This is a genomic window from Burkholderia sp. Tr-20355 (genome assembly GCF_017104685.1).
Classification (GTDB): Bacteria; Pseudomonadota; Gammaproteobacteria; order Burkholderiales; family Burkholderiaceae; genus Burkholderia; species Burkholderia seminalis.
Window position 1 is genome coordinate 16,210 of sequence record NZ_JAAGPK010000026.1, and the last position, 26,577, is coordinate 42,786.

Below are 26,577 nucleotides of genomic sequence, written 5' to 3' on the forward strand. Positions count from 1 at the left end.
CATGTCGCGAGGATTGATCGAAGCAGGTCGGGCCGGCGCGGGCGTGTCGCGCCGTTCGTTCCTCAAACTCGGCATGTCGCTTGGCGCGGCGGCCGGCGGCGGATTGCTGCTCGGCTTCAGCCTGCCGGCGGCGGGCGACGATGCGCGGCGCTCGGTGATCGGCGGTGACGCGGCCGAACCGGCGCAGCCCGGCGTGTTCGCGCCGAACGCGTTCGTGCAGATCGACCGTGCCGGCAAGGTCACGCTGGTGATGCCGAAAGTCGAGATGGGGCAGGGTGTCTATACGGCGCTGCCGATGCTGATCGCCGAGGAGCTCGAAGTGCCGCTGTCGAACGTGACGCTCGACCACGCGCCGCCGAACGAGAAACTGTTCATGGATCCGCTGCTCGGCGGCCAGCTCACCGGCGGCTCGACGTCGGTGCGTTATGCGTGGGAACCGATGCGCCGCGCGGGCGCCACCGCGCGCACCCTGCTGGTCTCGGCGGCCGCGAAACAATGGAACGTCGATCCGGCCACCTGCCGCGCGGCGAACGGCGAAGTGCAGCATCCGCCCAGCGGCCGGCGCGCATCGTACGGCCAGTTGGCCGACGCCGCGGCGAAACTGCCGGTGCCGAAGGACGTCGTCCTGAAGAAGCCCGAGGATTTCAAGCTGATCGGCACGCCCGCGAAGCGCCTCGACTCGCCGGAGAAGGTCGACGGCACCGCGCAGTTCGGGCTCGACGTGCGCCTGCCCGGCATGCTGTACGCGGTGATCGTGAACAGCCCGGTATTCGGCGGCACGGTCGCGAGCGTCGACGATACGGCCGCGAAAAAGATTCCCGGCGTGCGCCAGGTCGTGCGCGTCGACAACGCGGTCGCGGTGGTCGGCGATCATACGTGGGCCGCGAAGCGCGGCGCATCGGCACTCGTCGTGAAGTGGAACGAGGGCGCGGGCGCGAAGGTGTCGACCAAGGATCTGTTCGCGGATCTCGCGCAGGCGGCGGCGAACGGCAAGGGCGCGGTCGCACGCAAGGAAGGGGACGTCGGCAAGGCATTCGCGAACGCGAAGACGCGTGTCGACGCCGTCTACGAACAGCCGTTGCTCGCGCACGCGACGATGGAGCCCGTGAACTGCACGGTGCACGTGCGCGGCGACGGCTGCGAGATCTGGGTCGGCACGCAGGTGCCGACGCGCGCGGTCGACACCGCGCAGCAACTCACGGGCCTGTCGCCCGACAAGATCGTCGTGCACAACCATCTGCTCGGCGGCGGCTTCGGGCGTCGGCTCGAGACCGACATGATCGGCCAGGCCGTGAAGGTCGGCAAGCAGGTCAACGCGCCGGTGAAGGTGATCTGGACACGCGAGGAAGACGTTCAGCACGACATGTACCGGCCGTGCTACTACGACAAGATTTCGGCCGGCCTCGACGCGAACGGCAAGCCCGTCGCATGGCAGCACCGAATCGTCGGTTCGTCGATCATGGCACGCTTCGCGCCGCCCGCATTCCAGAACGGCGTCGATCCCGACGCGGTCGAGGTCGCGGCCGAACTGCCGTACGACCTGCCGAACCAGCTCGTCGACTACGTGCGCCAGGAGCCGCGCCACGTGCCGACCGCGTTCTGGCGCGGCGTCGGGCCGACCCGGGGCACGTTCGTCGTCGAGAGCTTCATCGACGAACTCGCCGCGCAGACCAAGACCGACCCCGTGCAATATCGCCGCGCGCTGCTCGACAAGACGCCGCGCGCACGCAACGTGCTCGACGTCGCGACGAAGGCCGCCGGCTGGGGCGCGTCGTTGCCGAAGGGGCAGGGGCGGGGCGTGTCGGTGATGCACGCGTTCGGCAGCTTCTTCTCGATCGTCATCGACGTCGCGGTGGACGGCGGCGAGGTGCAGGTCAAGCGCGCCGTGTGCGCGGTCGATTGCGGGATGGTCGTCAATCCGAACACGATCGAGGCGCAGGTGCAGGGCGGCATCATCTTCGGGATCACGGGCGCGCTGTACGGCGAGATCACGATCGAGGACGGCCGCGTGATGCAGAGCAACTTTACCGACTACCGGATGATGCGGATCAACGAGACGCCGCCGATCGAGGTCCATCTGGTCAAGAGCGGCGAAGCGCCGGGCGGGATCGGCGAGCCGGGCACGGCGGCGACGGCGGCGGCGCTGTCGAACGCGATCTTCGCGGCGACCGGCACGCGGCTGCGCAAGCTGCCGGTCGGCAACCAGCTGAAGACGGCTTGAGGGAGGGGACGACCATGCGAAACCTCACCCTGAACACGCTCCGCGCGTCGCTGCTTGCATTGTCCGTGCTGCTGGCCGGCACGATCGCGCATGCCGCGGAAACGGCACCGACCGACAGCGCGCTCGTCGCGCGCGGCGCCTATCTCGCGAAAGCCGGCGACTGCGTTGCGTGCCACACCGCGCCGCGCGGTACGCCGTTCGCGGGCGGCCTGAAGATGGTCACGCCGATGGGCGCGATCTACACGACCAACATCACGCCCGATCCGGAGACGGGCATTGGCGGCTATACGGAAGCCGAGTTCGCGGGCGCGCTGCGCAAGGGCGTCGCGAAGGACGGCCACAACCTGTATCCGGCGATGCCGTATCCGTCGTACGCGAAGCTGAAGGACGACGACGTGAAGGCGCTGTATGCGTACTTCATGCACGGCGTCGAGCCGGTCAAGCAGGCGAACCGTCCGTCCGACATTCCCTGGCCGCTCAACATGCGCTGGCCGCTCGCGCTGTGGAACATGGTGTTCCTCGACTCGACGCCTTATGCCGACAAGCCGGACAAGGACGCGATGTGGAACCGCGGCGCCTATCTCGTGCAGGGGCTCGGGCACTGCGGGTCGTGCCACACGCCGCGCGGTGTCGGCTTCCAGGAGAAGGCACTCGACGAACGCGGCACGGCGTTCCTGTCGGGTGCGTCGATCGACAACTGGTTCGCGTCGAACCTGACCGGCGAGCACAATACGGGGCTCGGCCGCTGGAACGAGGCCGAGGTCGCGCAGTTCCTGAAGACCGGCGCGAACCGTCACGCGACCGCATTCGGCTCGATGGTGAGCGTGATCAACCACAGCACGCAGGCGTTGACGGACGACGACCTGGCCGCGATGTCGCGCTACCTGAAATCGCTGCCGGCCGCAGGCGGCACCGGTGCGCCGCCGTACAGCTACGATCCGAAGGCGACGCAGGTGGCGCTGGGCCGGCCGGCAGCCGATCCGGGCGCGAAGGTGTATAACGCTTACTGCCTGCATTGCCACGGTGCGGACGGGCGCGGTTACGCGCCGCTGCTCGCGCCGCTCGCCGGCAATCCGAACGTGCTCGAGGCCGATGCATCGTCGCTGATCAACGTGACGCTGAACGGCAGCGACACGCTCGTGATCGGCGGTGTGCCGTCCGCCTATCCGATGCCGGCGTTCTCGAACCAGCTGAACGACCAGCAGATCGCCGACGTGCTGACGTTCATGCGCGCCGGCTGGAACAACGGCGCGCCGGCCGTGCAGGCGGCGGACGTCGCGAAACTCCGCAAGGCGACGGCGGCCGCGCACTGAGCGCGGCGCGATGCGGGACGACGGCGGGCCGCGCCTGTCGTCGACACCGCCGGGTGCGTGCCTGCCCCGGCGGCCTGGCTCTTTCTGTCAACCGGCGCGCGGCCGTTCGCGGCAGCGCGCCTTCAATCGACGCAATGTAGGGGTGTCTGGATGGCTAACGTGACTTATACGGATACGCAACTGCTGATCGACGGCGAGTGGGTCGACGCCGCGAGCGGCAAGACGATCGACGTCGTGAACCCGGCGACCGGCAAGCCGATCGGCAAGGTGGCCCACGCGGGCATCGCCGATCTCGACCGTGCGCTCGCCGCCGCGCAGCGCGGCTTCGAAACGTGGCGCAAGGTGCCCGCGCACGAGCGCGCGGCGACGATGCGCAAGGCGGCCGCACTCGTGCGCGAACGCGCCGACGCGATCGCGCAGCTGATGACGCAGGAGCAGGGCAAGCCGCTCACCGAAGCACGCGTCGAAGTGCTGTCGGCGGCCGACATCATCGAATGGTTCGCGGACGAAGGCCGCCGTGTGTACGGCCGGATCGTGCCGCCGCGCAACCTCGGCGCGCAGCAGACGGTCGTGAAGGAACCGGTCGGCCCGGTTGCCGCATTCACGCCGTGGAATTTCCCGGTCAACCAGGTCGTGCGCAAGCTGAGCGCGGCGCTCGCGACCGGCTGTTCGTTCCTCGTGAAGGCGCCGGAAGAAACCCCGGCGTCGCCGGCCGCGCTGTTGCGCGCGTTCGTCGACGCCGGCGTGCCGGCCGGCGTGATCGGCCTCGTGTACGGCGATCCTGCCGAAATCTCGTCGTACCTGATCCCGCACCCGGTGATCCGCAAGGTCACGTTCACCGGTTCGACGCCGGTCGGCAAGCAGCTTGCCTCGCTGGCCGGCCTGCACATGAAGCGCGCGACGATGGAGCTGGGCGGCCACGCACCGGTGATCGTCGCGGAAGACGCCGACGTCGCGCTCGCGGTGAAGGCCGCCGGCGGTGCGAAGTTCCGCAACGCAGGGCAGGTCTGCATTTCGCCCACGCGCTTCCTCGTGCACAACAGCATCCGTGACGAATTCACGCGTGCGCTGGTCAAGCATGCGGAAGGGCTGAAGGTCGGCAACGGTCTCGAGGAAGGCACGACGCTCGGTGCGCTCGCGAACCCGCGCCGCCTCACCGCGATGGCGTCGGTCGTCGACAACGCACGCAAGGTCGGTGCGCGCATCGAAACCGGCGGCGAGCGGATCGGCTCGGAAGGCAACTTCTTCGCGCCGACCGTGATCGCGGACGTGCCGCTCGAAGCGGACGTGTTCAACACCGAGCCGTTCGGCCCGGTCGCGGCGATTCGCGGCTTCGACAAGCTCGAGGACGCGATCGCCGAAGCGAACCGTCTGCCGTTCGGGCTGGCCGGCTATGCGTTCACGCGTTCGTTCGCGAACGTGCATCTGCTCACGCAGCGCCTGGAAGTCGGGATGCTGTGGATCAACCAGCCGGCAACGCCGTGGCCGGAAATGCCGTTCGGCGGCGTGAAGGATTCGGGCTATGGGTCGGAAGGCGGGCCGGAAGCGCTCGAGCCGTACCTCGTCACGAAGTCGGTCACGGTGATGGCCGTCTGACGCGTGTCGCGTGTGCCCGCTACGGCGGGCATTTTTTCAGGTTTCGCGTGTCACCGGGCGCATGCCATGCACGGCATGCGCCCGGTAATTCCTTGAGTGCTTTGTCGGAAGGATTTATCACGATCGAAGATCGTCGGGACGTGCGGGAAAACGGGGTAGCCGTCATCCAATATTTGATTTTACATAACATGAATTATCGACAGTTTGGATTGTAGTGGCTAGATTGAAATGTCCGCTTTTGGCTACATAGAAATGTCCGCTTTCGTGCCGCGTAAGCTGTCCGGCCGCCGGGTGTCCGGCGCCGGAGGCTGCGATGGCTGCAACGGAGCGGATCACGATGACGATGCGCGAGCTGGACCGATTCAAGGTCATTCAGGACGTGGCGGATGGCAAGCTCAAGCCGTGGCGTGCAGCGGAACGGCTGGAACTGACGACCCGGCAGATTCGCCGGCTGGTCGCCCGACTTCGGGAACATGGCGCGGCGGGTTTGGTATCGGGACACCGATCGAAGCCCGGCAACCGTCGGCTGGACCCAGGAGCCGCCGACCGGGCGCTATCGGTCATCCGTGATCGCTACGCCGATTTCGGACCGACACTGGCTTGCGAGAAGCTCTGGGAATGTCACGGCATTCGGCTGGCCAAGGAGACGGTCCGGAAGCTGATGACGGAGGCTGGCTTGTGGATTCCGCGCCGGCAGCGGCCGCCGAAGGTTTATCAGCCGCGAGCGCGTCGGGCGTGCCTGGGTGAACTGAGCCACGCCGTTTCAGGCGGCAGACATGGATGCCGCAATTCTGCAGGTTACATCTCGAGCGGAATCGAACCAGCGGTCCGCCAAGGCCCGTGGATAAACGCAAGCGCCCTGCTGCTTCAGGCTCGGTGCTTCAACGCTGAATGACGCAAAGGCCGATGAAACATGCGACATCTGTATTGAGCTGGCGCTACGACATCTGAATCCGGGATTCGCTCAGCATCGTATCGGCGATATCGAGCATCGCGCGCAAGCGATCCATATGCCGAAGGTCATGGTGATAACCCACCCATATGTCTCTGGACGGTGGCGGCTCCGGCGTTTCGATGCGCAGCAGTGCCGATGTCGCGTCGCCCAGCGGCCGTGGCAGGACCGCCATGCCCATGCCTGCCCCACACATCCTGGCCTGAACGGCGCGGCTCGTGCTGGTGAAGACACGCCGCGACCGAGGGAACCTGTCGAGCAGCCAGGCGACATCGGGGAAGTGAAATTGCGCCGTGTTCATCACGATCAACCCCACCGAAGCAGGATCATGCCGCAACGCACGGACGGTTTCGGCCGTGCCGTAAAGACCGTACGGAACGCTCATCAGGCGGCGCTGAACGATGTCCGGTTCGGTGAAAGGAACGATCCGGAAGGCCAGGTCGGCCTCGCGGCGTGACAAGCTCAGCAATCGGTAACTCGCGATCACTTCCGGCACCACGGCCGGATGACGGCGCGCCAGTTCCGCCAGAACCGGCGCGAGAACGTAGCCGGCGAACCACTCCGCGCACGATATACGCAAGATGCCTTCGAGACGGTCTTGATTACCGGCCAGACGCCGTTCCATGGCCAGCGCCGCGTTTTCCATGGCTTCGGCCAGGCTCAGCACGGTATCCCCGGCGTCCGTGAGCACGAGCCCATCCGCGGTCCTGCGAAACAACGCCTGCCCGGCTTCATCCTCGAGTGCCTTGATCCGGCGGCCGATCGTCGGATGGCTCACGCCCAGGCTTCGGGCTGCCGCACCGAAAGATCCGCCCCGCTTGACCGCCAGAAAGACCCGGACATCACTCCATTCCATTGCGATGGATCGTCGTTCAAAAATGTACGCCAAATATACAAGAACGACCATTCACAAACAATTGTGTGAGCCTCACGATGGTGACTTTCATCAACCGAACCGCCCCGCCGGGGGCCAACGTCTGCGGAGCGTGAAGTCATGGACAAGTTGAAGGGCAAGGTCGCGATCGTGACGGGAGCATCGAAAGGAATAGGCGCAGGCATCGCGCGCCGGCTGGCGGCCGACGGCGCACAGGTCGTCGTCAACTACGCATCGAGCGCGAGCAATGCCGAAAAGGTCGTCGCGGACATTCAGGCCGCCGGTGGGCAGGCATTGGCGGTGCGCGCCGACGTGACGAACAAGACGGAGGTCGAGGCGCTCGTCAACGTAGCCGTCGACCATTTCGGACGGTTGGATATCGTGGTGAACAACGCCGGCGTCTATCAGTTCGCCAGAATCGAGGAGACCACCGAGGCGCGCTACCGCGAGCAATTCGACATCAACGTTCTCGGCCCGCTGCTGGTCGTCGGGGCCGCGGCGCCGCATCTCGGCAAAGGCGGCAGCATCGTCAACATCGGTTCCAACGTGACGCGCGTCCTGCCGGCCGAAAGCGCCATCTACAGCGGCACGAAAGGCGCCATCGACGCCATCACCGGCGTGCTCTCGCGGGAGCTCGGCCCGCGCGGCATCCGGGTCAATGCCGTGAACCCCGGCCTGGTGGAAACGGAGGGCACCCATGCTGCCGCGGTGATCGGCTCGGACTTCGAAACGTGGAACGCGGACCAGACACCGCTTGGCCGTATCGGCCAGGTGCGGGACATCGCGCCCATCGTTTCGTTTCTCGCGTCGGACGACTCGGGGTGGATGACGGGCGAGATCGTCCTTGCGTCAGGCGGCATGCGCTGACGTGGCCTGCTCGCGGGCATGCACGCCGTGCGCAACAGACATGAGCGCTTCCACGAGAAACATGTCGGTTCCGCATCGGCGCGCATGTTGGCATGCCCCGTCGAGCGAATCGAAACACAGCATCAAGTGAAAGGAGAAACGCATGAACAAAACCTGGTTGATCACCGGCTGCTCCGGCGGCTTCGGCCTGCATCTCGCACGCATGGCGGCCGCGCGCGGCGACCACGTGGTGGCAACGGCGCGTGCGCCGGAAACGCTACGCGATCTCGCTCGGCATTACCCGGACACGCTGCGTGTTGCAGCGTTGGACGTGACGAAGCCGGAGACGATACAAGCGGCCATTGCCTTGACGGCCGAAACGTTCGGCAGGTTGGACGTGCTGGTCAATAACGCCGGGCATGGATTCATGGGGGCGATCGAAGAAGGCACCCCGGAGGAATACCGGCCGTTATTCGATGTGAACGTCTTCGGACTCGTCGAGACGACGCGTGCGGCATTGCCGCTGATGCGACGCACCGGAGGCGGCAGGATCGTAAACCTGTCGTCCGGTGCCGGTATCGCCGGTTCGGGTGGCCGCGGCTATTACAACGCGACGAAGTTTGCGGTCGAAGGCCTGTCGGAGGCACTCGCGCAGGAACTCGAACCGATGGGCATTCGCGTGATCATCGTCGAGCCGGGTCCGTTTCGAACCGAATTCCTGGGGCGCTCGATCGCGGTCGCCAGGCAGCAGATCAGCGACTATGCGGCAACTGGCGGCTCCGCGCGCAGCTACCGCGACAGCAACGACGGACATCAGGCAGGCGATCCTGCCAAAGCCGCCGCGGTAATGATTCAGGCAATCGACTCGGACGATCCGCCCTTGCACCTGCCGATCGGGCCGAACGCGCATGCCATTGCGGAGCGCAAGCTGAAGGCGTTCCGCCAGGACATCGACGCGTGGCGTGCGCTGTCCATCGCAACCGACTTCGATTGATGGCGCCGGGCCGACGTGACGGTCGGCCCGAACACGGAATCGCGGACGCTCCGCCCGGTCCTCGCCCATCGGTTCGATCGGGTTGCACGCCGGCGAACGACGTGTCGCCCGCCGGGCGGCCGGCTTACATCGGAGGTGCGACGCCATCCTTCTCGACCACGATCTGGCGTCCGTCGTAGGCCCCGTCCTTGCCCGGCGTGGCCACGACGAAGATCTTCTTGCCCGTCGACAAATCGGCGCGCGTCGCCGGGACGAGCGTCACGACCGGTGCGTCGGGCGGCACCGTGATCGTGTTGCTGCCGCCCTTGTACGACAGCTTGAGATCGCGCCCGCTCGTGCCTTGAACGACCGTATCGACATTGGCGTTCGTCATCGTGCTGTTCGCGGCGAGATCCCATGCATAGTGGCCTTCACCCATGCCGCGCGCGGCTTCGGGGAACACGAGCACTTCCTTCGCGATCAACTTGCCGTTCTCGCCCGGCATGGCCGCCGCGCCGACATAGGAACCGGGTTTGATATCGGAAAGCTGAATCGCCTTCACCGCGTTCACGTTGGCCGACGGTGCGACATTGATGAGCACGGTCTCGCCGCTGCGGCGGTGTACCTTCAGGCTGCTGCCGGAAAACGAGACGATGTCGCCGCGAATGCGCTCGGGCTTGCTCGCAGCGGATTGCGCGAGCGCACTGCCGGCCAGCGTAGCCGCGACGACGGAAGCGACGAGTTTGAGTCGAATGGACATGAATGCTCCTTTGAAGAGGTTGCGATCGAGAATGTCACCGGCGCGATATCCAGGGCCAAGGGCTCAGGAACCGCCAAACCAGTTGTATCCCTGGTTTTCCCAATAACCGCCCGGGAATGCGTTGGTCACCGTGATGGCGACGATATGTTTGGGATTCTTGTATCCGAGCTTGGTCGGCATGCGCAGCTTCATCGGGAAGCCGTACTTCGCCGGCAAGACGCTGCCGTCATAGGTGAGAGTCAGCAGCGTTTGCGGATGGAGCGCAGTCGGCATGTCGATGCTCGTCCAGTAGTTGTCGGCGCAATGCAGCGCGACGTACTTCGCGGTGGTGTCGGCGCCGGCGCGCAACAGGAAGTCCGAAAATCGCACGCCGCCCCACTTCCCGATCGCGCTCCACCCTTCGATGCAGATATGCCGCGTGACCTGGCTTTCCTGCGGCAGCGCACGGAGTTCGTCGAGCGTCCACGCACGCTTGCCTTTGACCAGTCCGCCGACCTGGAGCCGATATCTCGCCGCATCCACGTCCGGCACCTGGTCGATGTCGTAATACGCATTGAACGGGAAAGGCCGTGCGATCATCGACTCCGGATACGTCGGCGCAAGCTTGCGCGGATCGAACAGCAACGCCTGCACGTCGTCGTTGAACGACGACACGCGGCGCAGCATCGTGTTCACTGACTGGTCGTCGGTCAGCTCGCAGCCGGAAAGCAGCATCAGTCCGCCGAGCGTGAGGATTCGCTTGCCGAACAGGCGGCGTTGCGTCGACTGGAGTGCGTTGCGCGCATCCTTGACGATCGCATCCGCATCGAGCTGCGAGACGCGATCGGCGTGAGGGGAACGTTTTGGCTCATGCATGATCAGCGCCCTCGAATCATCGTCAGCAGTGAGCGCGGAACGAGCGCGACCATCACGATGTGAACGGCAAAAAAACCGACGATCACGCTCATGGCGACGAAATGAACGACGCGCGCGTTGTCGAATCCACCCATCAATGTCCGCAGGACCGGGAACTGCACCGGTTTCCAGATAGCGAGCCCCGACAGCACGAGCAGCCCGATATCGAAGAGCACGCCGAGATACGCGAACTTCTGCACGGCGTTGTACCGTGCCGGATCGTCATGACCCAGCTTTCCGCGCAGCGCGGCGGCGAGGTCGGAAAAGACCGCCCGCACGCCGAGCGGCAGCAGCTTCCTGCGCAACCGCCCGGTTGCAATGCCGAGCACGAGATAGACGAACAGGTTGCCGGCCAGGATCCACATCGCCGCGAAGTGCCACAGGAGCGCACCGCCCAGCCAACCGCCAAGCGTGATGGAAGGCGGAAACGTAACCGTCCTGAAAATCGGCGAAGCGTTGTAGACCTGCCAGCCGCTCAGGCACAGGGCGATGACTGCGGCGGCATTGAGCCAGTGGAAAAGACGAACCCACAGCGGATGAATCGTCGAGCGCTTCAAAGCGAACGTCCTCGTAACCTTGCGGATGGTGCGCGGGCCATGCCGTGGTGACATGGGCGTGACGAGAAGGATCGCAATTGCCGCGACGCGCCGGTATCGGTCGAACGACCGACCCCGGTCGGACTCCTGCCGAGCCGATGTACAGGCGGCCGGCCGGAACAACGGCGGCAGGCCGCCGAGGGACGCGTCAGCGAGGGCCGACCAGCCGCAGGTACGCTTCGACGCCGAGCACGCTCAGCCCCTCGCGCGCATTGAAGGTGGCGGATTTATCCCGCCACATGCCGTCACCGTGCCCGAAAGCGACCCGATAGCGCGCCATCACGTCGTCGGGGGTGGCGACCAGGTCGGCGTTCAGTGTGTCGAGACTCCATGCCGTCTTCACGAAGACGCGGCCGGTGACCCGCTCGACGGGCTTAGTCAGGCGGCGCCGACACCTGGGCGCCTGTGTTGACGCTCCGGGGTTCGCGAGCAGGACCCGGATGGTCAGCTTGCCCGCGTCTTTGGGGGGCGTGGCGGTCACCCTCGTGTCCCAGCTGCCGAGCGCATGCACCGCGCCGCAACCGAACTGCCCTGCCCCCGGGACGATCATGTCGTCGGCCACGCCGACCGCCATACTGCCGGCGCCGACGAAGGCCATGGCGACCGCTGACAGCATGTCCGCACCCGGCTACGCATCGCGGTGCGTCAGGTTTGCAGGACCGATTCCGCACGCACCGTCATCCCGCCCTCGGCCCGGCTCCATTGCACGACCCATTCGGGCAGATCGGGCGATGGCTGGGTCACGCCGATCCGCGCCAGTAGTTCGTCGGTCGGCACGGTGCCGCCGCCGCGCTTCAGGAACCGCGTTCGCACGACGCCGAGCGCGACCTCGGCCCCGCCACGCCTGAACCCCTGCTCCAGAAACACATGTTTTTCGTCCCAACCGATCACACGCGTCGTGACGTCGTAACGCTCCCACAAATGCAGCGATCGATGAAATCGTATCGTCTCGAGCGTGACGACGGGATACCACTTTTGCGCATTGACGCGCGGCCACACGCGCGAGCGCAGCAACAGATCGACCCGCCCCAGATCGAGAATGGCGAAGTAGCGGCCATTCGTCATGTGGCGCAGCACATCGAGGTCATTGGGCCACACGCGGAACGGCGTGACGCAGGTGTCGAGGACATGCAGTCGCCGACGTCGCCGGCTCAGCAGGAACGTAACGCACAAACGCAACAGTAGATTCATGAATGGTGGGGGTTGACGGTGCCGGGGCAGCGCGCGCGTCGCGGCATTCGTACCGAAGGGGAAGCCATCGAAGCGCCCCAGATTACGCGACGACCCATGCCACGCGTATCGGTCGAGTGACCGATACGGCTGGAGTGACCGCCCGGCGCTGGCGGCCCGCTCGCGCGACGGCGACATCGCCGAATCACGATACGTTGCGACCGGGCAAGGCTCTATCGCTACAGCAGCCCCATCGCCGACGCCTTGAGTGTGGCTGCCGCGCGCGTCGAGCAATCGAGCTTGCGAAACATGCTTTCGACGTGGGTGCGCACGGTGCTCGGGCTCATCGCGAGCGCGCGCGCGGCTTCCTTGTTGCTCGCGCCGCGCGAGATCACGCGCAGCACGTCCATCTCCCGCGCCGACAGCCGCGCCCCCTGCGTGGAGCGTTTCGCGAACCGTCCGCCCGTGGGTGCCGGCTCCACGATCGCATCGACCGCTTCGTTGCTCAACCGGCCGCGCTCGACCTCTTCGCGCAACACCTGCCTGGCGGCTTCGGCCGACAGCGCGTCGCGCCAGGGCCGTGGCGAACGCAGCGCCACCCACGCTACCGAGGCGGCCAGCACACGCGCCTCGAGCGTCAACGCACGGCCGGCTGCCCCGCGGAAGTATCCCGATCCGTCCTGCCGCTCGTAAGCGTGGGAAGCGAGCTCGGCGGCCTCGGCGAGGGCCCCGGTTTGCCTGCCGGCGCGCGCCGTCCAGTACGGCACCAGCCGAATCTTTTCCCACGCGCTGGCCGGCAGCGTCTCGCGCTGATTCCACACCGCGTTGGGGACGGCGGCACGGCCTATACCGTGAATCAACGCAGCCTGGTAGACGCGCGCCTGCGCCGTTCGATCGAGTGCAAGCCGCTCGCAGCTTGCCGCCGCGGTCGTCGCGACCGCACGCGAAAAGCCCGTCATCCAGGGCAACTTGAGATCGATCACATCGGCGATCAGTTCGGCCGAGGTCATCCGTTGCATGTCGGGCGTGATCAGCGCGGCGTCGAAATCGTCGAGCGTCGCACGCCCGACCTCCTCCAGCCAGCCGCTTGCGTTCCTGACGGCCGTTCCGACGAGATGGGCCGGATATCGACTGTCGGAACGCTGCTCGATGAGCTCGAGCGCCCGCTCGATGCCATGGGTACGACCGAAAACCTCCAGGTCGCCCGCCAGCGCGACCACAAACACGGGCATCGGCACCGCGTCGCGAGCCATGTTCGCGGGAAACCCCGCGCCATCCCACGTTTCGAAGATGTGACGGAGCGACGTTGCCGTCATGCCGGACAGGCCCGACATGCTCGCAATCTCTCCCGATACCTCGCAGTGAGTCTGCGCGAGCGGCAACATGACGGACGCTGCGCCACCCAGCGCCTCCAGCGGCGGCGCCCAGTCGGATCGTCCCTCGAGCATCGCCAGCCTGATCGCGATGTCGTCGCCGAACACGTCGGCGAAGCCCGCCGCGTTCGCGGTGCAGCCCGACCAGCGCAGCAGCGCCACCTCGCGCACCGTATCGCAAGTCTGCGAATCGAGCCCGGCCGCGCGCGCGAGTCGCGCCGCCAGCCATCCGGTGCGCAATGAATGGTCGGTCGGCTGTCCCATGCTGAGGTCGCCGACGAACGCGAGCGCTCTTACCGAATCGAACACCCGCAGCGTGTTCTGGTTTGCATCGACGTCGAACGTGGGCATGGACACGGAAAATCGTGGAGATCACCGCAGATCATACGCGAGGCCTACGATGCGATGTACGCGGCGCTTCGCCCCCCGCGACGGTGCGCAGCGTCCGCGTGAACAGGCGCCCTGCCGTTACATGCACATTGACATCGGAACCGATCGGTCCATATAATGAAGGCCACTTTCAAGCACCGCATCATTTGCGATACTGACCGATGGCAAATCCGGCTGGCGTGGGCCGCCCCCGCGAATTCGAACTTGGCGATGCCGCGCGCGACGCGATGGAGGTTTTCTGGGACCACGGCTATGAAGGCGCGTCCCTGCCCGACCTGATGGCCGGCACCGGCTTGTCGCGCGGCAGTCTTTACAAGGCATTCGGCGACAAGAAGGCGCTGCTGCTGGCGGCGCTCGACCTGTACATGGCCGACGGGCTCAAGGCGACCGCGGACATCCTGTCGCAACCCGGCCCCGTGAAGGATGCGATTCGCGACTCGCTGCTGCGCTATGCGCACCTGTCCGTCGGCGAGGCGGGCCGGCGGGGGTGCCTCGCGGTCGCGATGACCACCGAACTGGCCGCGCGCGACGCGGATGTCGCGGAGCGCACGGGGCGCATGTTCCGGCGCCTGCAGCAGCTCTATGCGGGCGCGATCGTCCGCGGCCAGGCGAGCGGCGAGATCGCCGAGCAGGACGAACAGGTGTTGGCGCGTCTGCTCGTCTGCCAGGTCGAAGGCATGCGCGTGCTGGGGAAAACCGGCGTACCCGAGCGCGACATGCTCGCGCTGGTCGACCGCACGATGCGCCTCCTCGACTGAATTTTTTTACCCAATTTGGAACCAATCGGTTCCGTATGGAGAGCCGTTGATGTCACAAAATGATCCCGTCTCGCCCGACCCGCGTCGCTGGGCGATGTTTTCGGTCCTGCTCGTCGGCGCGTTCCTGCCGCCGCTGGACTTCTTCATCATCAATGTCGCGCTGCCGTCGATCCGCGCGGAGCTGGGCGCCTCGTCGTCGGCCGAGCAACTCGTCATTTCGTCGTATGCCGGACTGTACGCGGTGACGCTGATCACCGGCGGGCGGTTGGGCGACCTGTTCGGCCGCGGTCGCATGTTCTTTCTCGGGTTGATCGGATTTGCGACGGCCTCGATGCTGTGCGGCCTCGCCAGCTCGCCGTGGACGCTCATCGTCGGTCGCGCATTGCAGGGCGTGACGGCCGCGATCATGGCGCCGCAGGCACTCGCCTCGATCCAGGCGATCTTCCCGGAAGCGGAGAAGCCGCTCGCGCTCAGCCTGTATGGCGCGGTGTTCGGCCTCGCCGCCGTGGTCGGGCAGGCGCTCGGCGGGATCCTGATCTCGCTGAACCTGCTGAACCTGGGTTGGCGCACGATCTTCCTCGTCAATCTGCCGCTGGCGATTCTGGTCGTGCTGTTCGGGATTCCGCTGTTGAAGGAAACGCGCGCGCAGCATGCGCGCAAGCTCGACCTCGGCGGCACCGCGCTGTCGATGCTGACGCTGGGCGCGCTGATCGTGCCGCTGATCGAGGGACGCGAAGCAGGCTGGCCCGTCTGGGCGTGGGTGTCGCTGCTCGCGGTGCCGGCCCTCGCCGCGTGCTTCTGGCGCTACGAGCGTCGGCTGGGCAGCCGCGGCGGCGCACCGCTGCTCGATCCGGCCGCGCTGCGCGCGCCAGGGCTGGGACGGGCATTGCTGATCGCGCTGCTGCTGTATGCGATCGGTGGGTTTTTCCTGCTGTTTTCGGTGTATCTGCAAAACGCGTTGCACGTCGACGCGCTGAGCGCGGGCCTCGTGTTCTTGCCGTTCGGCGTGGGGTTCCTGCTCGGGCCGTTGTCGACGCCTTTCTGCACACGTGTCATCGGCGCTTACGTCAATCCGTTCGGCATGGGGCTGGAGGTCGTCGGGCTCGTCGGCCTCGCGTGGTTGATCGATGCCACGCCGATCGGGATGCCGCTCGCGTCGGTCCCGCTCGCCGCCGCGCTGTTCGTCATCGGTTTCGGACAGGGGCTCGCGCTGCCCACGCTGATGCGCATGGTGACCGGGCGCGTCGCACCGGCGCTTTCCGGCATGATCGCCGGCATTGCCAGTTCGACGCTGCAGGTCAGCACGTCGCTCAGCGTCGCGATCATCGGCGGAATTTTCTATACGGTCCTCGGCACGCGCCAGGATCCGGCCGCCATTGCGCACGCGTTCATCGTCGCGCTTCTCTCGATTTCGTTGTTCCTCGCCGCCGGCGCCGCGCTGGGCATCTCGCTCGCCCGCGCGCCCGCCGCGCCGACCTCGGTGCGGGCGGCCGCCCGGCCGGGCTTCGGCCCTGAACGCAATCGGCCGTAGTCGCCCGTCTCGACATTCATCGTTGCATCAGTCCGACCTGGAGAGGCCTCATGTATTTCGTCGTTTCCTATCGCCGAGCCGCGGGCACCCGGTTCGATGTTCGCTACTACGTCGAGCAACACATTCCGCTGGTGGAAAAATCCTGGAAACGGTACGGGCTCGAATATGTCGATGCCTTCTTCCCCTCGAGAGAGGACAGCGAACTGATCGTCGTGGCGATGTGCCGCTTCGCGGATCGGGCCGCGCTGGACGCCGCGTTCGCGTCGGCGGAGGCGGCGGACGTCATGGCCGACATCGACGCGTTCACCGATATCGCGCCCGATCGGCACATCACGGATGTCGTCTCGTACGCGCAGTAACGGCGGTTGCGCGCCGCCATGCGTCAGTTCCGGCCGGCTCCATCGGTTATTTGTCCGATGGCCCCCGCGAACGGCCGGATGCCAGGATAGGCAACCGTCACGCGAGTGACCGAACCGTGAGGACGGCCGCCATGTCGGAACGTCAGCGCTTCATCGTTGCATTGGCGAGCGGCCTGCCCCGGGCGCTCGGCATATTCGCCGTGCTGTCGGGGGTGCTGCGGATCGGCATCGCCGTGGCGCGCCGGCGGGATGCCGGCACGTCATGGCGAACGATCTCGGCCGGCGCGCGAACGGCACTGGCCGGCGCGCTGCTTTCCTGCGAAGCGATGGGTGCCGTCTACTTCGCGATCGCGGCGCTGGGCGACCGATGGGCGGACGCCGGCGCGCCTGCGCCAGATCGCCCGGCACGAGAGAACGACGGGCCGACCTGAACGGCACAACCGTCATTGTCGATACGCGAGATACCCTGCATCGGCCTGGGCAACCGCCGGACCTTCACCATCGGACATCCGACCGATAGCGGCAGCCCCCGACGATTGAGATACTCGGCGCATTGGAGATCCGGTCAGCTGCGCCCCTGCCCGCCGACCGGAGCGATGATTCGATATACAAAGGAGTGCAAATGGTTAACAGCCGCCCCGAATTCCATGCTCCAGCCGACGGTCGATGGCTGAAACGGTACTACTTTTCCAGGGCGATATTCTCGCTGATCTGGGTCGCGCTGGCATTTTCCGTCGGGCGGCAGAGCGCGGCCTGCGCAGCGATCCTGTTGGTCGTTTATCCGGCCTGGGACGCGCTCGCCAATTTCGTCGACCTGGCTCGCAGCGGCGGGACGGCAGCAAATCGTACGCAGGCGGTCAACGTCGCGATCAGCGCCGTCGCGACCCTGACGGTATTAGCGGCGTTGAATGCTGGCATGCACGCGGTACTCACGGTGTTCGGCATCTGGGCCATTCTCTCCGGTGCGCTTCAGCTCGGCACCGCCGTGCGTCGTTGGAAGCATGTCGGCGCGCAGTGGGTGATGGTCCTGAGCGGTGCGCAATCAGCGCTGGCCGGTTTGTTCTTCATTGTCCAAAGCCACGCATCCATGCCGCCCGCGATCGTGAAGATCGCAGGCTACGCGGCGATCGGCGCCCTCTATTTCCTGATATCGGCCGTTTGGCTGCAGGTGCGGCGGATGCAGCGCAGCAAGTCGTGAGCACCGGATAAATCTCCGTGCACCCGCAGCGCCCTCCCATGCTCAACGCATGGATCAGCGGCGTCTGGAATGACCTCGGAGGCGCCGCGCGCGGATCGGTGCGATCAGATCCGCGAAGGTGGCGGTATCGACGGCCGCGAGCCGGGTAACGAGAAATGTGCCGCCCCGACTTTCGCCCGCAGCTTGCCGCCAGATTGCGGGCATGTGGCCAACATGATTTCGTAGACTTGATCTTTTGCTCCGTTTCTGGATAATTGTTCATGACTCGGGCGACAAGCTCCTTGTAGATTTCGCCACGAGACCCTAGCCCGCCAGCCTCTCTCGGCTGGCATCCCCTTTTTCGGCACCTCATTGTTGGGGCCGCCGAAATACCCTCACGACTCCAGCCGGCAACGGCGGAATCGTTCGCCTGCCACGCAGGCCGTGAAGCGCCAGAGGAGACACTGGCGCCTTGCTCCAAAGTGCGGCTCCAGATCGTGCTCAACCAGAGGAATCGTCACGCCCTCGATCCAAACCGGTTTGGATGGGCCGCGAACGGTTTCCACACTCGGTGACCGACATGACCAGGCAATCCCCCCGGGTACAAACCGGAAGTCCACCCTATCGGCGCGTTCCATTTGCCCGACGCGGCGGCATGCCGCCCGGCCACGTCCACGCGCTCACCTGAGCGTCCGTCTGCGCCGTCCTGCTCCGCGACTTCAGTGAAGCGTTGCCACTCGTGCGGCGGCGCCTTTTACCGGAGCGGGCGCATGTCGTCACGTTACGCGTTCGTTCAACCCGCGCGACGCACGCATTACAAGGAAAACCGTCATGGCTTCTGATTCTGCCTTCCCCGGCACACCCGCGGCCCGCCCCCGGCCCACCCCGTCCGCCTACATGCGTACCGTCGCATCGATCGCGGCGATCGCCGGCGGGCTCTACGGATACGACACCGGCATCATTTCGGGCGCCCTGCCCCTCATCGCGCGTGAGTTCGAGCTCGACTACCGCGCTCAAGAGCTCGTCGCCGCGGCGATCCTGCTCGGCGCAGTGATCGGTGCACTGGCCGGCACCCGCATGTCGGCCGCACTCGGACGCCGCAAGACCATCACGATCGTCTCGGCGATCTATGCGGCCGGCGTGCTGGCTGCCGCACTATCGCCCGACGTGTGGTCCCTTGCCGCATCGCGGCTCGTGCTCGGATTCGCGGTCGGCGGCTCGACGCAGATCGTGCCGACCTACATCGCGGAGCTCGCGGAGCCGGACAAGCGAGGTCGCCTGGTGACCTACTTCAACGTATCGATCGGCATCGGCATCCTGCTCGCGGCATTGATCGGCGTCGCAGGCAACGACCTGTTTCCTTGGCGGGCGATGATCGGCATCGCCGTCGTCCCGTCGGTAATCCTGATGTATGGCATGACCAGACTGCCGCGCAGCCCGCGCTGGCTCGTCGAGCAGGATCGCATCGCCGACGCGCATGGCGAGTTGTCGAAGGTTCGGGAATCTCAAGCAGCCGTCCGGCACGAGATTGCCGATATCCGGGATGTGGTCGAGCGACAACAGCACGGCGCAACATCGGGCTGGCGCACGATGCGCGAGCCCTGGGTACGCCCCGCCCTCGTTGCCGGCCTCGGCGTCGCCGCGTTCACCCAGCTCAGCGGCATCGAGATGATGATCTATTACACGCCGACGTTCCTGCGCGACGCGGGATTCGGGGCGTCGGCATCGCTCTGGGCCGCACTCGGCGTCGCGGTCACCTATCTCGTGATGACCTTCATCGGCAAGCTGATCGTCGACCATGTCGGCCGCCGCACGCTCAGCCTCGCGACGCTGCCCGTCGCGGCAGCCAGCCTTGTCCTGCTTGGCTGCCTGCTGCGCGGCGACGTCGTTTCGCCCATGCGGCAACTGTGGATCGTCGCGTGCCTGATCGCGTTCATGGTGTTCAACGCCGGCGGTATCCAGGTGATCGGCTGGCTGACGGGCGCGGAAATCTATCCCGTCGCGATTCGCAACCAGGCCACCGGCGCGCACGCCGCGATGCTGTGGGGCTCGAACCTGCTGCTGACCGGAACTGCGCTGACCGTGACCAAATGGCTCGGTGTCGGCGGTGCGATGTGGGCATACGCGGGTCTCAACGCGCTCGCATGGGTGTTCATCTACTTGATGGTGCCGGAAACGCGCGGTCGCAGTCTCGAGGACATCGAGCGCGCATTGAAGCGCGGAACCTTCGGACCGCGCCATTCATGATCGACCCCAGTCAAGACAGTCGCATCGATCCCGTCCCCCCATCACGGAAACCGACATGAACGAACTCACTGCCACTCGTCGACTTTCGGACTATGCGCTCATCAGCGATTGCGATGGCGTGCTCGTCAACAGCGAGGCAATCGCCGAACACATCATCGTGACTCGCCTCGAGCACCGGTGGGCGCTCGCCGGCCTTCGCGACGTCGTGCGCCCCATGCTCGGCATGCGCGCCGAGCAACTGCTGCGCGCCGTCGCAACCATCGTCGATCGGCCTCTCGACGACGACACGGTCGAGGCGATTCGCATGGACGTCCACGCAAGCGCGGTGAATGCGCCGGCCATCGACGGCGTGCGCGACGCATTCGACGCCATTCCGCTCGTCAAGGCGTGCGCGAGCAACAGCGATCTTTCCTACGTGCGCAGCGTGGTCGACCGGATCGGCCTGGCCGACATTTTCGGCGAACGATTGTTGACGGCCGACCAGGTGCCCTCGCCGAAGCCCGCCCCCGATGTCTATTTGGCCGCCGCCGTTCGCATGCACGTCGCGCCCGAACGCTGCATCGTCATCGAAGACAGCGCGACGGGTACCGCAGCCGCGATCGCCGCCGGCATGACCGTACTCGGTTTCGTGGGCGCCGCGCATGCGGCACGAACGCAAACGGACAAATTGCGCGCTGCAGGTGCGTCCGTCGTTTTCGACGACATGGCCGCGCTGCCGTCCCTCGTCGAACGCTGGCTGCAACAGATGCACGAAGCGACGCCCGATTTGAGCGTGCGCGCCTGACCTCCCTCGACCAGGAAACACCCCATGATCATGAATGACAACGCTTCCACGCTGGAGCGCGAGGATGCCGCGCTCCAGCCACTCTCCCATGCCACCATCGGACGGGCCGCGCCGCACGTCGCCGTTCCTGGATACGATCATCATCGCCTGACGGCGGGCATCGCGCATATCGGTGTCGGCAATTTCCACCGCGCACATCAGGCGCGCTACATCGACCATTTGCTGCATCTGCCCGGTCACGAAAACTGGGCAATATGCGGAATCGGGCTGGGTAACAGCCGGTCCTCGATCGCAAAGGCCGATGCGCTCCGCGCACAGGATTGCCTCTATACGCTGACGGAGTTCTCGAGCGACGGCACGACAGCCGTGCGCGTCATCGGTGCCATGATCGAGTATCTGCACGCACCGAGCGATCCCGAGGCGGTACTGGCCAGGCTTGCCGATCCAGCGATCCGGATCGTATCGCTGACGATCACGGAAGGCGGTTACAACCTCGACGAGACGACCGGCGCATTTCGGTTCGATGCGCCCGACGTCGCATACGATCTCCTGGGTGGGCCACCCCGTACCGCGTTCGGGTTTATCGTCGAAGCGCTCAGACGGCGCCGTGCCGCGAACGTACTGCCCTTCACCGTGATGTCTTGCGACAATCTGCGCGGTAACGGCGATACCGCACGACGCGCGGTGCTCGATTTCGCGCGTGCGGTCGACGTCGATCTCGCTGCCTGGATCGAGCGTTATGTCGCGTTCCCGAACAGCATGGTCGATCGGATCGCGCCGCAGGTGACGGACGCGGTTCGCCTGCGCGCCAACCGGTCGTCAGGCATTGACGATACGGCACCCGTCGTTGCCGAAACGTTCTCGCAATGGGTGGTCGAGGACAGTTTCAGCGCTGGACGCCCTGCATTCGATGCCGCGGGTGTCGAATTGCGCGACGACGTCCATGCGTACGAGGCAATGAAGGGACGCATGCTGAACGCTTCTCACATGTTGCTCGCTTATCCGGCGATTCTGTTGGGACATCGCTTCGTCCATGACGCAATGGCTGATCGCGATCTCGCCGCGCTGCTCGACACCTTCCTTACCCGGGACGTCGGCCCGATCCTCACGCTGCCGCACGGCGTGTCCGCGCGCGCCTATGCTCAAGATACGCTCGCGCGCTTCCGCAACGCCGCACTGGGCGACCAGTTGCTGCGCGTCGCGCACGACGGCACGTCGAAGATCCCGGTGTTTCATGAAAAGACCATCGGGGCACTGATCGCGCACAACGGCGACATGCGCCGTGAAGCACTGCTGCTGGCTTGCTTTCAGCATTACCTGAAGGGTATCGACGATCTCGGCCACCCGTTCGCCGTCAGCGAACCGCGGTTCGATGCAGCGGATCTCGATCGCGTGCGAAGCGGCGATCCGCTCGCGATCCTCAACTCGAAGCCGTTCGCCGCTCTGGGCCTCGATGCCCACGCGAGATTCATCGAGCCATTCCGCACGATGCAGGCCGCCGTGGCACGAGGCAGGACTCGCGATGCGATCCGGCTCGCGCTCGATCCGGATGCTTGAACGACGTATCGCGACCGGAACGTCGGTCGCGCGAATGCTCCCGTCCGGGCAATGCGCTGGACGATCGTCCGAATGACCTGCGGATAGCGGGTACCGCCGACGGCCTGTCGGCGGCCCGCCCCGGCGAGATCAGCCGGTTCCGGTCGCACCCGCACTCGCGTCGGCGAGCAAGGGGGGAGTGATGCGAGAGCCGCAGTTGTCCCGACCATCGTTCCTTGCCCGGCTCTTTCCGAACAGCGCGTCCTCGAATACCCGATTGAGTTCGATCAACTTCGCGTCGAGCCGGGCCAGGTCCCGCTGGGGCGGTAACGGATGATCACCGGACATTGAGAGCGGCCCGTGCGCGACGTTCGCGGCCGCATCGAGTCGAATCGAGCCGTTGCGCTCCAGATCGCGCATCAACGCATCGATTCGTGTAACGATGACCGCGCGCGCATGCCGCTCGAATGCGACCACCGGGTCATCGGCATCAACAGGCAGGCGTGTCGCTACGATTCGGCCATACAGCCAGCAGTAGCGCAGCGTGTCCGACAACCGTCGCGCATCGCCGGATACACGGCGCATGCGCCACGCGGCCAGCGGCCTGATGGCCAGGCGCACCTCGTGAAAACGGCGATCGGCCGCGCGCGTCTGCACCGCCCCCGGCCGCGTGCCGTCGTCGCGTTCGTACACGAGTTCGCGCAGCGCCGCCAACAGGCTGTGCGAGCGCGTCGCAATGTGGCGCGACGCCGCCAGCGGCATCACCAGCATCGCCGCCGCGAGCGACACCGCACAGCCGATCAACACCTCGCCGATACGCAGTTCGGCAAGCGGGCCGATCTCGAACCCCAGTTGCGCATAGACGAGGCCGATCAGCACCGTGAGGAAAAAAACACCGCGCCCGTATGCATGCAGGATGTGGTACGCCCAGGCAAACACACAAACGCCCATTACGATGACCACGAGTGCATTCGCATGATGAATGGCACCAACGACGAGTACGCTCGCGAGCGCGCCGGCGAGCGTACCGGCAACACGTTGCGCGCCGCGATAGATCGTGTCCGCGCACGAATACGTGCCAAAGAACACGACGAATGTGCTGAGCACCGCCCACATCCACCGCTCCGACGACAGCGTCTCGCCGATCAACATCGCGGCGAACGCAGCCGCCGCGGCGCGGATCGCCGGCAACCATGCGAGCGTGCGCCATCCGGCGATCCACGGAACCACGGGCGCGCGCTGCGGCGTCACGGGCGGACGTGTGACGGTCATGCGCGCCACCACTTCGCCGGCTACGGTATCGAAGCGAGCAATCGCGGCGCGTAGCGCCGCGGCGGCAACGTCGGTCCGATCGTGGTTCAGCACGCGTCGAGCCGCCGCGATCTCCAATGCGACGAGCGCGGCGTGCAACGCGTGCGCGTCGCCTTCATCGAGTGTCGATGCGTGATGCTCGAGTGCGATGGCGGCCTCGTTCAGCGCCAGTAAATGCGCCATCGCGTCCAATGCGCCGGCGGCCGGCACGTCACTCCGTGCGATGCATGCCGCTTGCAGCGATACCGAACGCGCGATGAGCCGGGGCGTGCGCGCCGCATGCATCGGCAACAGCATCCGGCAGACGAATACGACACTCGCGAGGCCTGCGATCGACATCACCAGCATGCGGCCGACCTGCGGCGCGATCGGATGCAGATAGAGACCGAGGTAGTACATGGCAATCGCCAGGAACGCGCATCCGATCGTGCGCGGCCCCCGGGTCTGGCACAGCATCGAACAGAACAGGACGAACACGAAACCCGCCTTGCCAACGGCTGGCCAAGCGCTCACGACGGCGGCCGCGGCGAAACTCGCGCAGGCGACGCCGTACTGCCATGCAAGCGATTCATACCAGTCCAGCCGATGAGCGTCACGCAGGAAAAGCGGTGCGATCATCGCAAAAAGTATTCCAACGGCGCCGGTGGTGATCGCAAAACCGAGGTGAAGCGCCAATGCAATGCCGAACGCGCCGGCGAGCAAGCTCGCCAGCGCGGCGCGCACACCGCCCAGCAGCCGATGAATACCGGGGTCGACAATAAACAGGCGGTCAATGGCACGCGACAACGAAACAGCTGACATGATCGAAGAATTCCAAGAGGCAGCGCGGCAGCTTCCGGCCGAACGCCGGCCGCGGCTTTCATGACGGCCCTCGCGAGTCGTGAGGGCCGCGTTGCCGAACTCAAAACACGCGGTCCACCCAGCCGTGGCGATCGGCTTCGCGCCCGTTCTGGATATCGAGCAGCGCCGCCTTCAGGCGCAATGTGACCGGCCCCGCGCCACCATCGCCGATCGTGAAGTCGTACGCACGGCCCTTCACCCGGCCGATCGCCGTCACGGCCGCCGCCGTGCCGCATGCGAACGCCTCGACCAGACGGCCGCTGCGTGCATCCGCCTGCCACTGCTCGATCGTGTAACCCTCCTCCCGCACCGTGTAATTCATATCCCGGGCCAGCGTGATCAACGACGCGCGCGTGATGCCTGGCAGAATCGTCCCATTCAGCGGCGGCGTCTGGATCGACCCGTCGTCGAACACGAAGAACACGTTCATCCCCCCCAGTTCCTCGATCCAGCGGCGTTCGACCGCATCCAGAAACACCACCTGCTCGCAGCCTTCGCGGATCGCCTCCGCCTGGGCAGCCAGGCTGGCTGCATAGTTGCCGCCGCATTTCGCGTCGCCCGTGCCGCCCGGTGCCGCCCGCGTGTAGTGTTCCGACACCCACAGCGTCACGCCCGACGCGCCGCTCTTGAAGTACGCGCCGACCGGCGTCGCGATCACGCAGTACAGGTACTCGGGCGACGGCTTCACGCCGAGCACCGCCTCCGTCGCGATCATGAACGGACGCAAATACAGGGCCGCCCCGTCGAACGCCGGAATCCAGTCACGATCGGCCCGGACCAGCGCGCGTACCGATTCGACGAACATCGCCTCCGGCAACGGTGCCATCGAGAGCCGCTCGGCCGAATGGCGAAAGCGCCGCGCATTCGCATCGGGACGGAATAAGGCCGCGCCGCCGTCCGGCAACCGGTAGGCCTTCAAGCCCTCGAAAATTTCCTGCGCGTAGTGCAGCACGAGCGTCGCCGGATCGAATCGAAACGACTCGCGCGGCCCGATTTTCGCGTGATGCCACCCTTGTTCCGCCGAGTACCGGATCGTCACCATGTGGTCCGTGAAGACCCGGCCGAAACCGGGATTGTCGAGCAGCGCGGTGCGCTCGGCGGCCTCGACAGGGTGAGGATTTCTTTCGAATTCGAAGTCCTGGACAGGACTGGCGCTCATCTTTTGCTCCTTGATCGGCAGCGGGACCGTTCCGGCTGCTACGGACAAAAATTTATCGTAGAAAAAATAATTTCCGGTTGCGTGTTCGACCTAAGATGAAACCGGTTTGGCAATTCAATGCTTCAAAAGTCGAACATTCAGGCATCGTGTGCCTCAATCGAACAAGCTGGGTCAATGGCCGTGATCGAACTGGACGAAATGGACCGTCGCATTCTGAGAGTGCTTCAGGAAGATGGGCGAATCCAGAATGTGGAACTGGCGCAGAAGGTGGGCTTGTCGCCGTCGCCGTGCCTGCGTCGAGTCAAGCAGCTGGAACAGGCCGGCGTCATCGAGCGCTACTCGGCGCTGCTCGACGCATCGAAGATCGGTGCGGGGCTGACTGTCTTCGTCCGCATCTGGCTGACAAGCCAGGACGCGAAAACCGTCGACCATTTCACCGAGGTGGTCCAACGTCTTCCACAGGTTCTCGAATGCCACTTGATGGCGGGCGATTGCGATTGCCTGCTGCGCGTCGTGACCGCCAATATCGACGCCTATCGGAAATTCCAGATCGATCACCTGACCCGGATCGACGGCGTGCAGAGCGTGAAAACCGAGATTCCGATGCAGAAGATCAAGCAGACTTCCGTGCTGCCGCTTTGATCGCGCACGCCGCTGCGAAAGTGAATCGATACCGCCCCGGGCCGGCAGTGCATGGAGATCCACGAAAGCGACGATCGATGGGGCGCGTCATGGCGAGCGCTTGGCCCGTGATGCGGACACCGTCAGGCAGTTTCGCGCGCGATGCGGCACGCGGCGGTTGGCGGTGTATCGCCGACGACAGCGGGTCGGTAACCCGCCGCAGCAAGATCGGTCGGTTCCTGTCGAACCGGGACTCGTGTCGGCGATTGAGGGGTGAGATGGGGGTCGCGGAGGCT

23 protein-coding genes and 1 pseudogene are annotated in these 26,577 nt (G+C 65.7%); 15 read left to right on the top strand and 9 right to left on the bottom strand.

Translation table 11 applies throughout. From position 1 onward, the window contains the following. Position 1: 1 nt before the first annotated feature. The 4 genes and pseudogenes from G3N62_RS09500 to G3N62_RS09515 all read left to right on the top strand — a co-directional run. Complete coding sequence (locus G3N62_RS09500) at positions 2-2,221, top strand: xanthine dehydrogenase family protein molybdopterin-binding subunit (protein WP_124609847.1); 2,220 nt, start codon at positions 2-4, stop codon at positions 2,219-2,221. Between the two features lie 14 nt (positions 2,222-2,235). Next, positions 2,236-3,534, top strand: a complete 1,299-nt coding sequence (locus G3N62_RS09505; protein WP_124669325.1) for a cytochrome c — start codon at positions 2,236-2,238, stop codon at positions 3,532-3,534. A gap of 150 nt (positions 3,535-3,684) precedes the next feature. Then, complete coding sequence (locus G3N62_RS09510; protein ID WP_124669324.1) at positions 3,685-5,130, top strand: NAD-dependent succinate-semialdehyde dehydrogenase; 1,446 nt, start codon at positions 3,685-3,687, stop codon at positions 5,128-5,130. A gap of 313 nt (positions 5,131-5,443) precedes the next feature. Beyond that, positions 5,444-5,881: pseudogene (locus G3N62_RS09515) on the top strand (helix-turn-helix domain-containing protein); the annotation flags it as partial. 187 nt (positions 5,882-6,068) lie between these two features. Here G3N62_RS09515 and G3N62_RS09520 read toward each other — a convergent pair. Next, positions 6,069-6,938, bottom strand: coding sequence for a LysR family transcriptional regulator (locus tag G3N62_RS09520; RefSeq protein ID WP_124669323.1), 870 nt, complete (start codon positions 6,936-6,938; stop codon positions 6,069-6,071). 138 nt (positions 6,939-7,076) lie between these two features. Here G3N62_RS09520 and G3N62_RS09525 point away from each other — a divergent pair, with 138 nt between their 5' ends. Then, the gene (locus G3N62_RS09525) at positions 7,077-7,823 is read left to right on the top strand and encodes a glucose 1-dehydrogenase (protein ID WP_124669322.1); all 747 of its coding nucleotides are present in this window, start codon (positions 7,077-7,079) and stop codon (positions 7,821-7,823) included. Positions 7,824-7,965: 142 nt separating this feature from the next. After that, positions 7,966-8,796, top strand: a complete 831-nt coding sequence (locus G3N62_RS09530; RefSeq protein WP_124669321.1) for an oxidoreductase — start codon at positions 7,966-7,968, stop codon at positions 8,794-8,796. A gap of 124 nt (positions 8,797-8,920) precedes the next feature. Here G3N62_RS09530 and G3N62_RS09535 read toward each other — a convergent pair whose 3' ends face one another. From G3N62_RS09535 to G3N62_RS09560, 6 genes are all read right to left on the bottom strand, one after another. Continuing rightward, positions 8,921-9,535, bottom strand: a complete 615-nt coding sequence (locus G3N62_RS09535) for a hypothetical protein (protein WP_124669320.1) — start codon at positions 9,533-9,535, stop codon at positions 8,921-8,923. Between the two features lie 63 nt (positions 9,536-9,598). Then, entirely contained in the window at positions 9,599-10,390 is a 792-nt protein-coding gene (locus G3N62_RS09540) for a molybdopterin-dependent oxidoreductase (RefSeq protein ID WP_034191378.1), read from the bottom strand. 2 nt (positions 10,391-10,392) lie between these two features. Next, the gene (locus G3N62_RS09545; protein ID WP_059556534.1) at positions 10,393-10,986 is read right to left on the bottom strand and encodes a cytochrome b/b6 domain-containing protein; all 594 of its coding nucleotides are present in this window, start codon (positions 10,984-10,986) and stop codon (positions 10,393-10,395) included. Between the two features lie 187 nt (positions 10,987-11,173). Continuing rightward, positions 11,174-11,641 (bottom strand): hypothetical protein, encoded by a 468-nt coding sequence (locus G3N62_RS09550; protein ID WP_059556535.1) that lies wholly within the window; start codon positions 11,639-11,641, stop codon positions 11,174-11,176. A gap of 29 nt (positions 11,642-11,670) precedes the next feature. Then, positions 11,671-12,216, bottom strand: a complete 546-nt coding sequence (locus tag G3N62_RS09555; RefSeq protein WP_124669319.1) for a thioesterase family protein — start codon at positions 12,214-12,216, stop codon at positions 11,671-11,673. Between the two features lie 218 nt (positions 12,217-12,434). Continuing rightward, entirely contained in the window at positions 12,435-13,919 is a 1,485-nt protein-coding gene (locus tag G3N62_RS09560; RefSeq protein ID WP_124669416.1) for an HD domain-containing phosphohydrolase, read from the bottom strand. 200 nt (positions 13,920-14,119) lie between these two features. On the opposite strand from G3N62_RS09560, the gene G3N62_RS09565 reads away from it, so the two are divergent. From G3N62_RS09565 to G3N62_RS09600, 8 genes are all read left to right on the top strand, one after another. Next, entirely contained in the window at positions 14,120-14,716 is a 597-nt protein-coding gene (locus G3N62_RS09565; protein ID WP_034191374.1) for a TetR/AcrR family transcriptional regulator, read from the top strand. Between the two features lie 49 nt (positions 14,717-14,765). After that, positions 14,766-16,247 carry an MFS transporter gene (locus G3N62_RS09570; protein WP_124669318.1) on the top strand — a complete coding sequence of 494 codons (1,482 nt, stop codon included), beginning with the start codon at positions 14,766-14,768 and terminating at the stop codon, positions 16,245-16,247. Positions 16,248-16,297: 50 nt separating this feature from the next. Continuing rightward, positions 16,298-16,606 (top strand): EthD family reductase, encoded by a 309-nt coding sequence (locus tag G3N62_RS09575; RefSeq protein WP_069704757.1) that lies wholly within the window; start codon positions 16,298-16,300, stop codon positions 16,604-16,606. Positions 16,607-16,737: 131 nt separating this feature from the next. Beyond that, on the top strand, positions 16,738-17,037 hold the full coding sequence (locus G3N62_RS09580) for a hypothetical protein (protein WP_034191371.1): 300 nt from the start codon (positions 16,738-16,740) through the stop codon (positions 17,035-17,037). Positions 17,038-17,228: 191 nt separating this feature from the next. Continuing rightward, positions 17,229-17,804, top strand: coding sequence for a DUF308 domain-containing protein (locus tag G3N62_RS09585; protein ID WP_124669316.1), 576 nt, complete (start codon positions 17,229-17,231; stop codon positions 17,802-17,804). An 810-nt stretch (positions 17,805-18,614) separates the two neighbouring features. Next, a complete protein-coding gene (locus G3N62_RS09590; RefSeq protein WP_124669315.1) occupies positions 18,615-20,030 on the top strand; it encodes a sugar porter family MFS transporter in 1,416 nt (471 codons plus the stop codon). A gap of 55 nt (positions 20,031-20,085) precedes the next feature. Then, the gene (locus G3N62_RS09595) at positions 20,086-20,814 is read left to right on the top strand and encodes an HAD-IA family hydrolase (protein WP_124669314.1); all 729 of its coding nucleotides are present in this window, start codon (positions 20,086-20,088) and stop codon (positions 20,812-20,814) included. A gap of 24 nt (positions 20,815-20,838) precedes the next feature. Beyond that, positions 20,839-22,371: a mannitol dehydrogenase family protein gene (locus G3N62_RS09600; protein WP_241013045.1), complete on the top strand. Its 1,533-nt coding sequence runs from the start codon at positions 20,839-20,841 to the stop codon at positions 22,369-22,371. A 129-nt stretch (positions 22,372-22,500) separates the two neighbouring features. On the opposite strand, the gene G3N62_RS09605 is transcribed toward G3N62_RS09600, so the two are convergent. Both G3N62_RS09605 and G3N62_RS09610 read right to left on the bottom strand, forming a co-directional pair. Beyond that, positions 22,501-24,462: an FUSC family protein gene (locus tag G3N62_RS09605; protein ID WP_241013046.1), complete on the bottom strand. Its 1,962-nt coding sequence runs from the start codon at positions 24,460-24,462 to the stop codon at positions 22,501-22,503. A 100-nt stretch (positions 24,463-24,562) separates the two neighbouring features. Beyond that, positions 24,563-25,660, bottom strand: a complete 1,098-nt coding sequence (locus G3N62_RS09610; protein ID WP_049029464.1) for a branched-chain amino acid aminotransferase — start codon at positions 25,658-25,660, stop codon at positions 24,563-24,565. 183 nt (positions 25,661-25,843) lie between these two features. Here G3N62_RS09610 and G3N62_RS09615 point away from each other — a divergent pair, with 183 nt between their 5' ends. Further along, a complete protein-coding gene (locus G3N62_RS09615; RefSeq protein ID WP_034191669.1) occupies positions 25,844-26,302 on the top strand; it encodes an Lrp/AsnC family transcriptional regulator in 459 nt (152 codons plus the stop codon). Positions 26,303-26,577 lie beyond the last annotated feature (275 nt).

Bases quoted from the DNA above. Each gene is read 5' to 3' on its own strand.
- G3N62_RS09500 (WP_124609847.1), top strand. From the start codon at position 2: ATGTCGCGAGGATTGATCGAAGCAGGTCGGGCCGGCGCGGGCGTGTCG.
- G3N62_RS09505 (WP_124669325.1), top strand. From the start codon at position 2,236: ATGCGAAACCTCACCCTGAACACGCTCCGCGCGTCGCTGCTTGCATTG.
- G3N62_RS09510 (WP_124669324.1), top strand. From the start codon at position 3,685: ATGGCTAACGTGACTTATACGGATACGCAACTGCTGATCGACGGCGAG.
- G3N62_RS09520 (WP_124669323.1), bottom strand. From the start codon at position 6,938: ATGGAATGGAGTGATGTCCGGGTCTTTCTGGCGGTCAAGCGGGGCGGA.
- G3N62_RS09525 (WP_124669322.1), top strand. From the start codon at position 7,077: ATGGACAAGTTGAAGGGCAAGGTCGCGATCGTGACGGGAGCATCGAAA.
- G3N62_RS09530 (WP_124669321.1), top strand. From the start codon at position 7,966: ATGAACAAAACCTGGTTGATCACCGGCTGCTCCGGCGGCTTCGGCCTG.
- G3N62_RS09535 (WP_124669320.1), bottom strand. From the start codon at position 9,535: ATGTCCATTCGACTCAAACTCGTCGCTTCCGTCGTCGCGGCTACGCTG.
- G3N62_RS09540 (WP_034191378.1), bottom strand. From the start codon at position 10,390: ATGCATGAGCCAAAACGTTCCCCTCACGCCGATCGCGTCTCGCAGCTC.
- G3N62_RS09550 (WP_059556535.1), bottom strand. From the start codon at position 11,641: ATGCTGTCAGCGGTCGCCATGGCCTTCGTCGGCGCCGGCAGTATGGCG.
- G3N62_RS09555 (WP_124669319.1), bottom strand. From the start codon at position 12,216: ATGAATCTACTGTTGCGTTTGTGCGTTACGTTCCTGCTGAGCCGGCGA.
- G3N62_RS09560 (WP_124669416.1), bottom strand. From the start codon at position 13,919: ATGCCCACGTTCGACGTCGATGCAAACCAGAACACGCTGCGGGTGTTC.
- G3N62_RS09565 (WP_034191374.1), top strand. From the start codon at position 14,120: ATGGCAAATCCGGCTGGCGTGGGCCGCCCCCGCGAATTCGAACTTGGC.
- G3N62_RS09570 (WP_124669318.1), top strand. From the start codon at position 14,766: ATGTCACAAAATGATCCCGTCTCGCCCGACCCGCGTCGCTGGGCGATG.
- G3N62_RS09575 (WP_069704757.1), top strand. From the start codon at position 16,298: ATGTATTTCGTCGTTTCCTATCGCCGAGCCGCGGGCACCCGGTTCGAT.
- G3N62_RS09580 (WP_034191371.1), top strand. From the start codon at position 16,738: ATGTCGGAACGTCAGCGCTTCATCGTTGCATTGGCGAGCGGCCTGCCC.
- G3N62_RS09585 (WP_124669316.1), top strand. From the start codon at position 17,229: ATGGTTAACAGCCGCCCCGAATTCCATGCTCCAGCCGACGGTCGATGG.
- G3N62_RS09590 (WP_124669315.1), top strand. From the start codon at position 18,615: ATGGCTTCTGATTCTGCCTTCCCCGGCACACCCGCGGCCCGCCCCCGG.
- G3N62_RS09595 (WP_124669314.1), top strand. From the start codon at position 20,086: ATGAACGAACTCACTGCCACTCGTCGACTTTCGGACTATGCGCTCATC.
- G3N62_RS09600 (WP_241013045.1), top strand. From the start codon at position 20,839: ATGATCATGAATGACAACGCTTCCACGCTGGAGCGCGAGGATGCCGCG.
- G3N62_RS09605 (WP_241013046.1), bottom strand. From the start codon at position 24,462: ATGTCAGCTGTTTCGTTGTCGCGTGCCATTGACCGCCTGTTTATTGTC.
- G3N62_RS09610 (WP_049029464.1), bottom strand. From the start codon at position 25,660: ATGAGCGCCAGTCCTGTCCAGGACTTCGAATTCGAAAGAAATCCTCAC.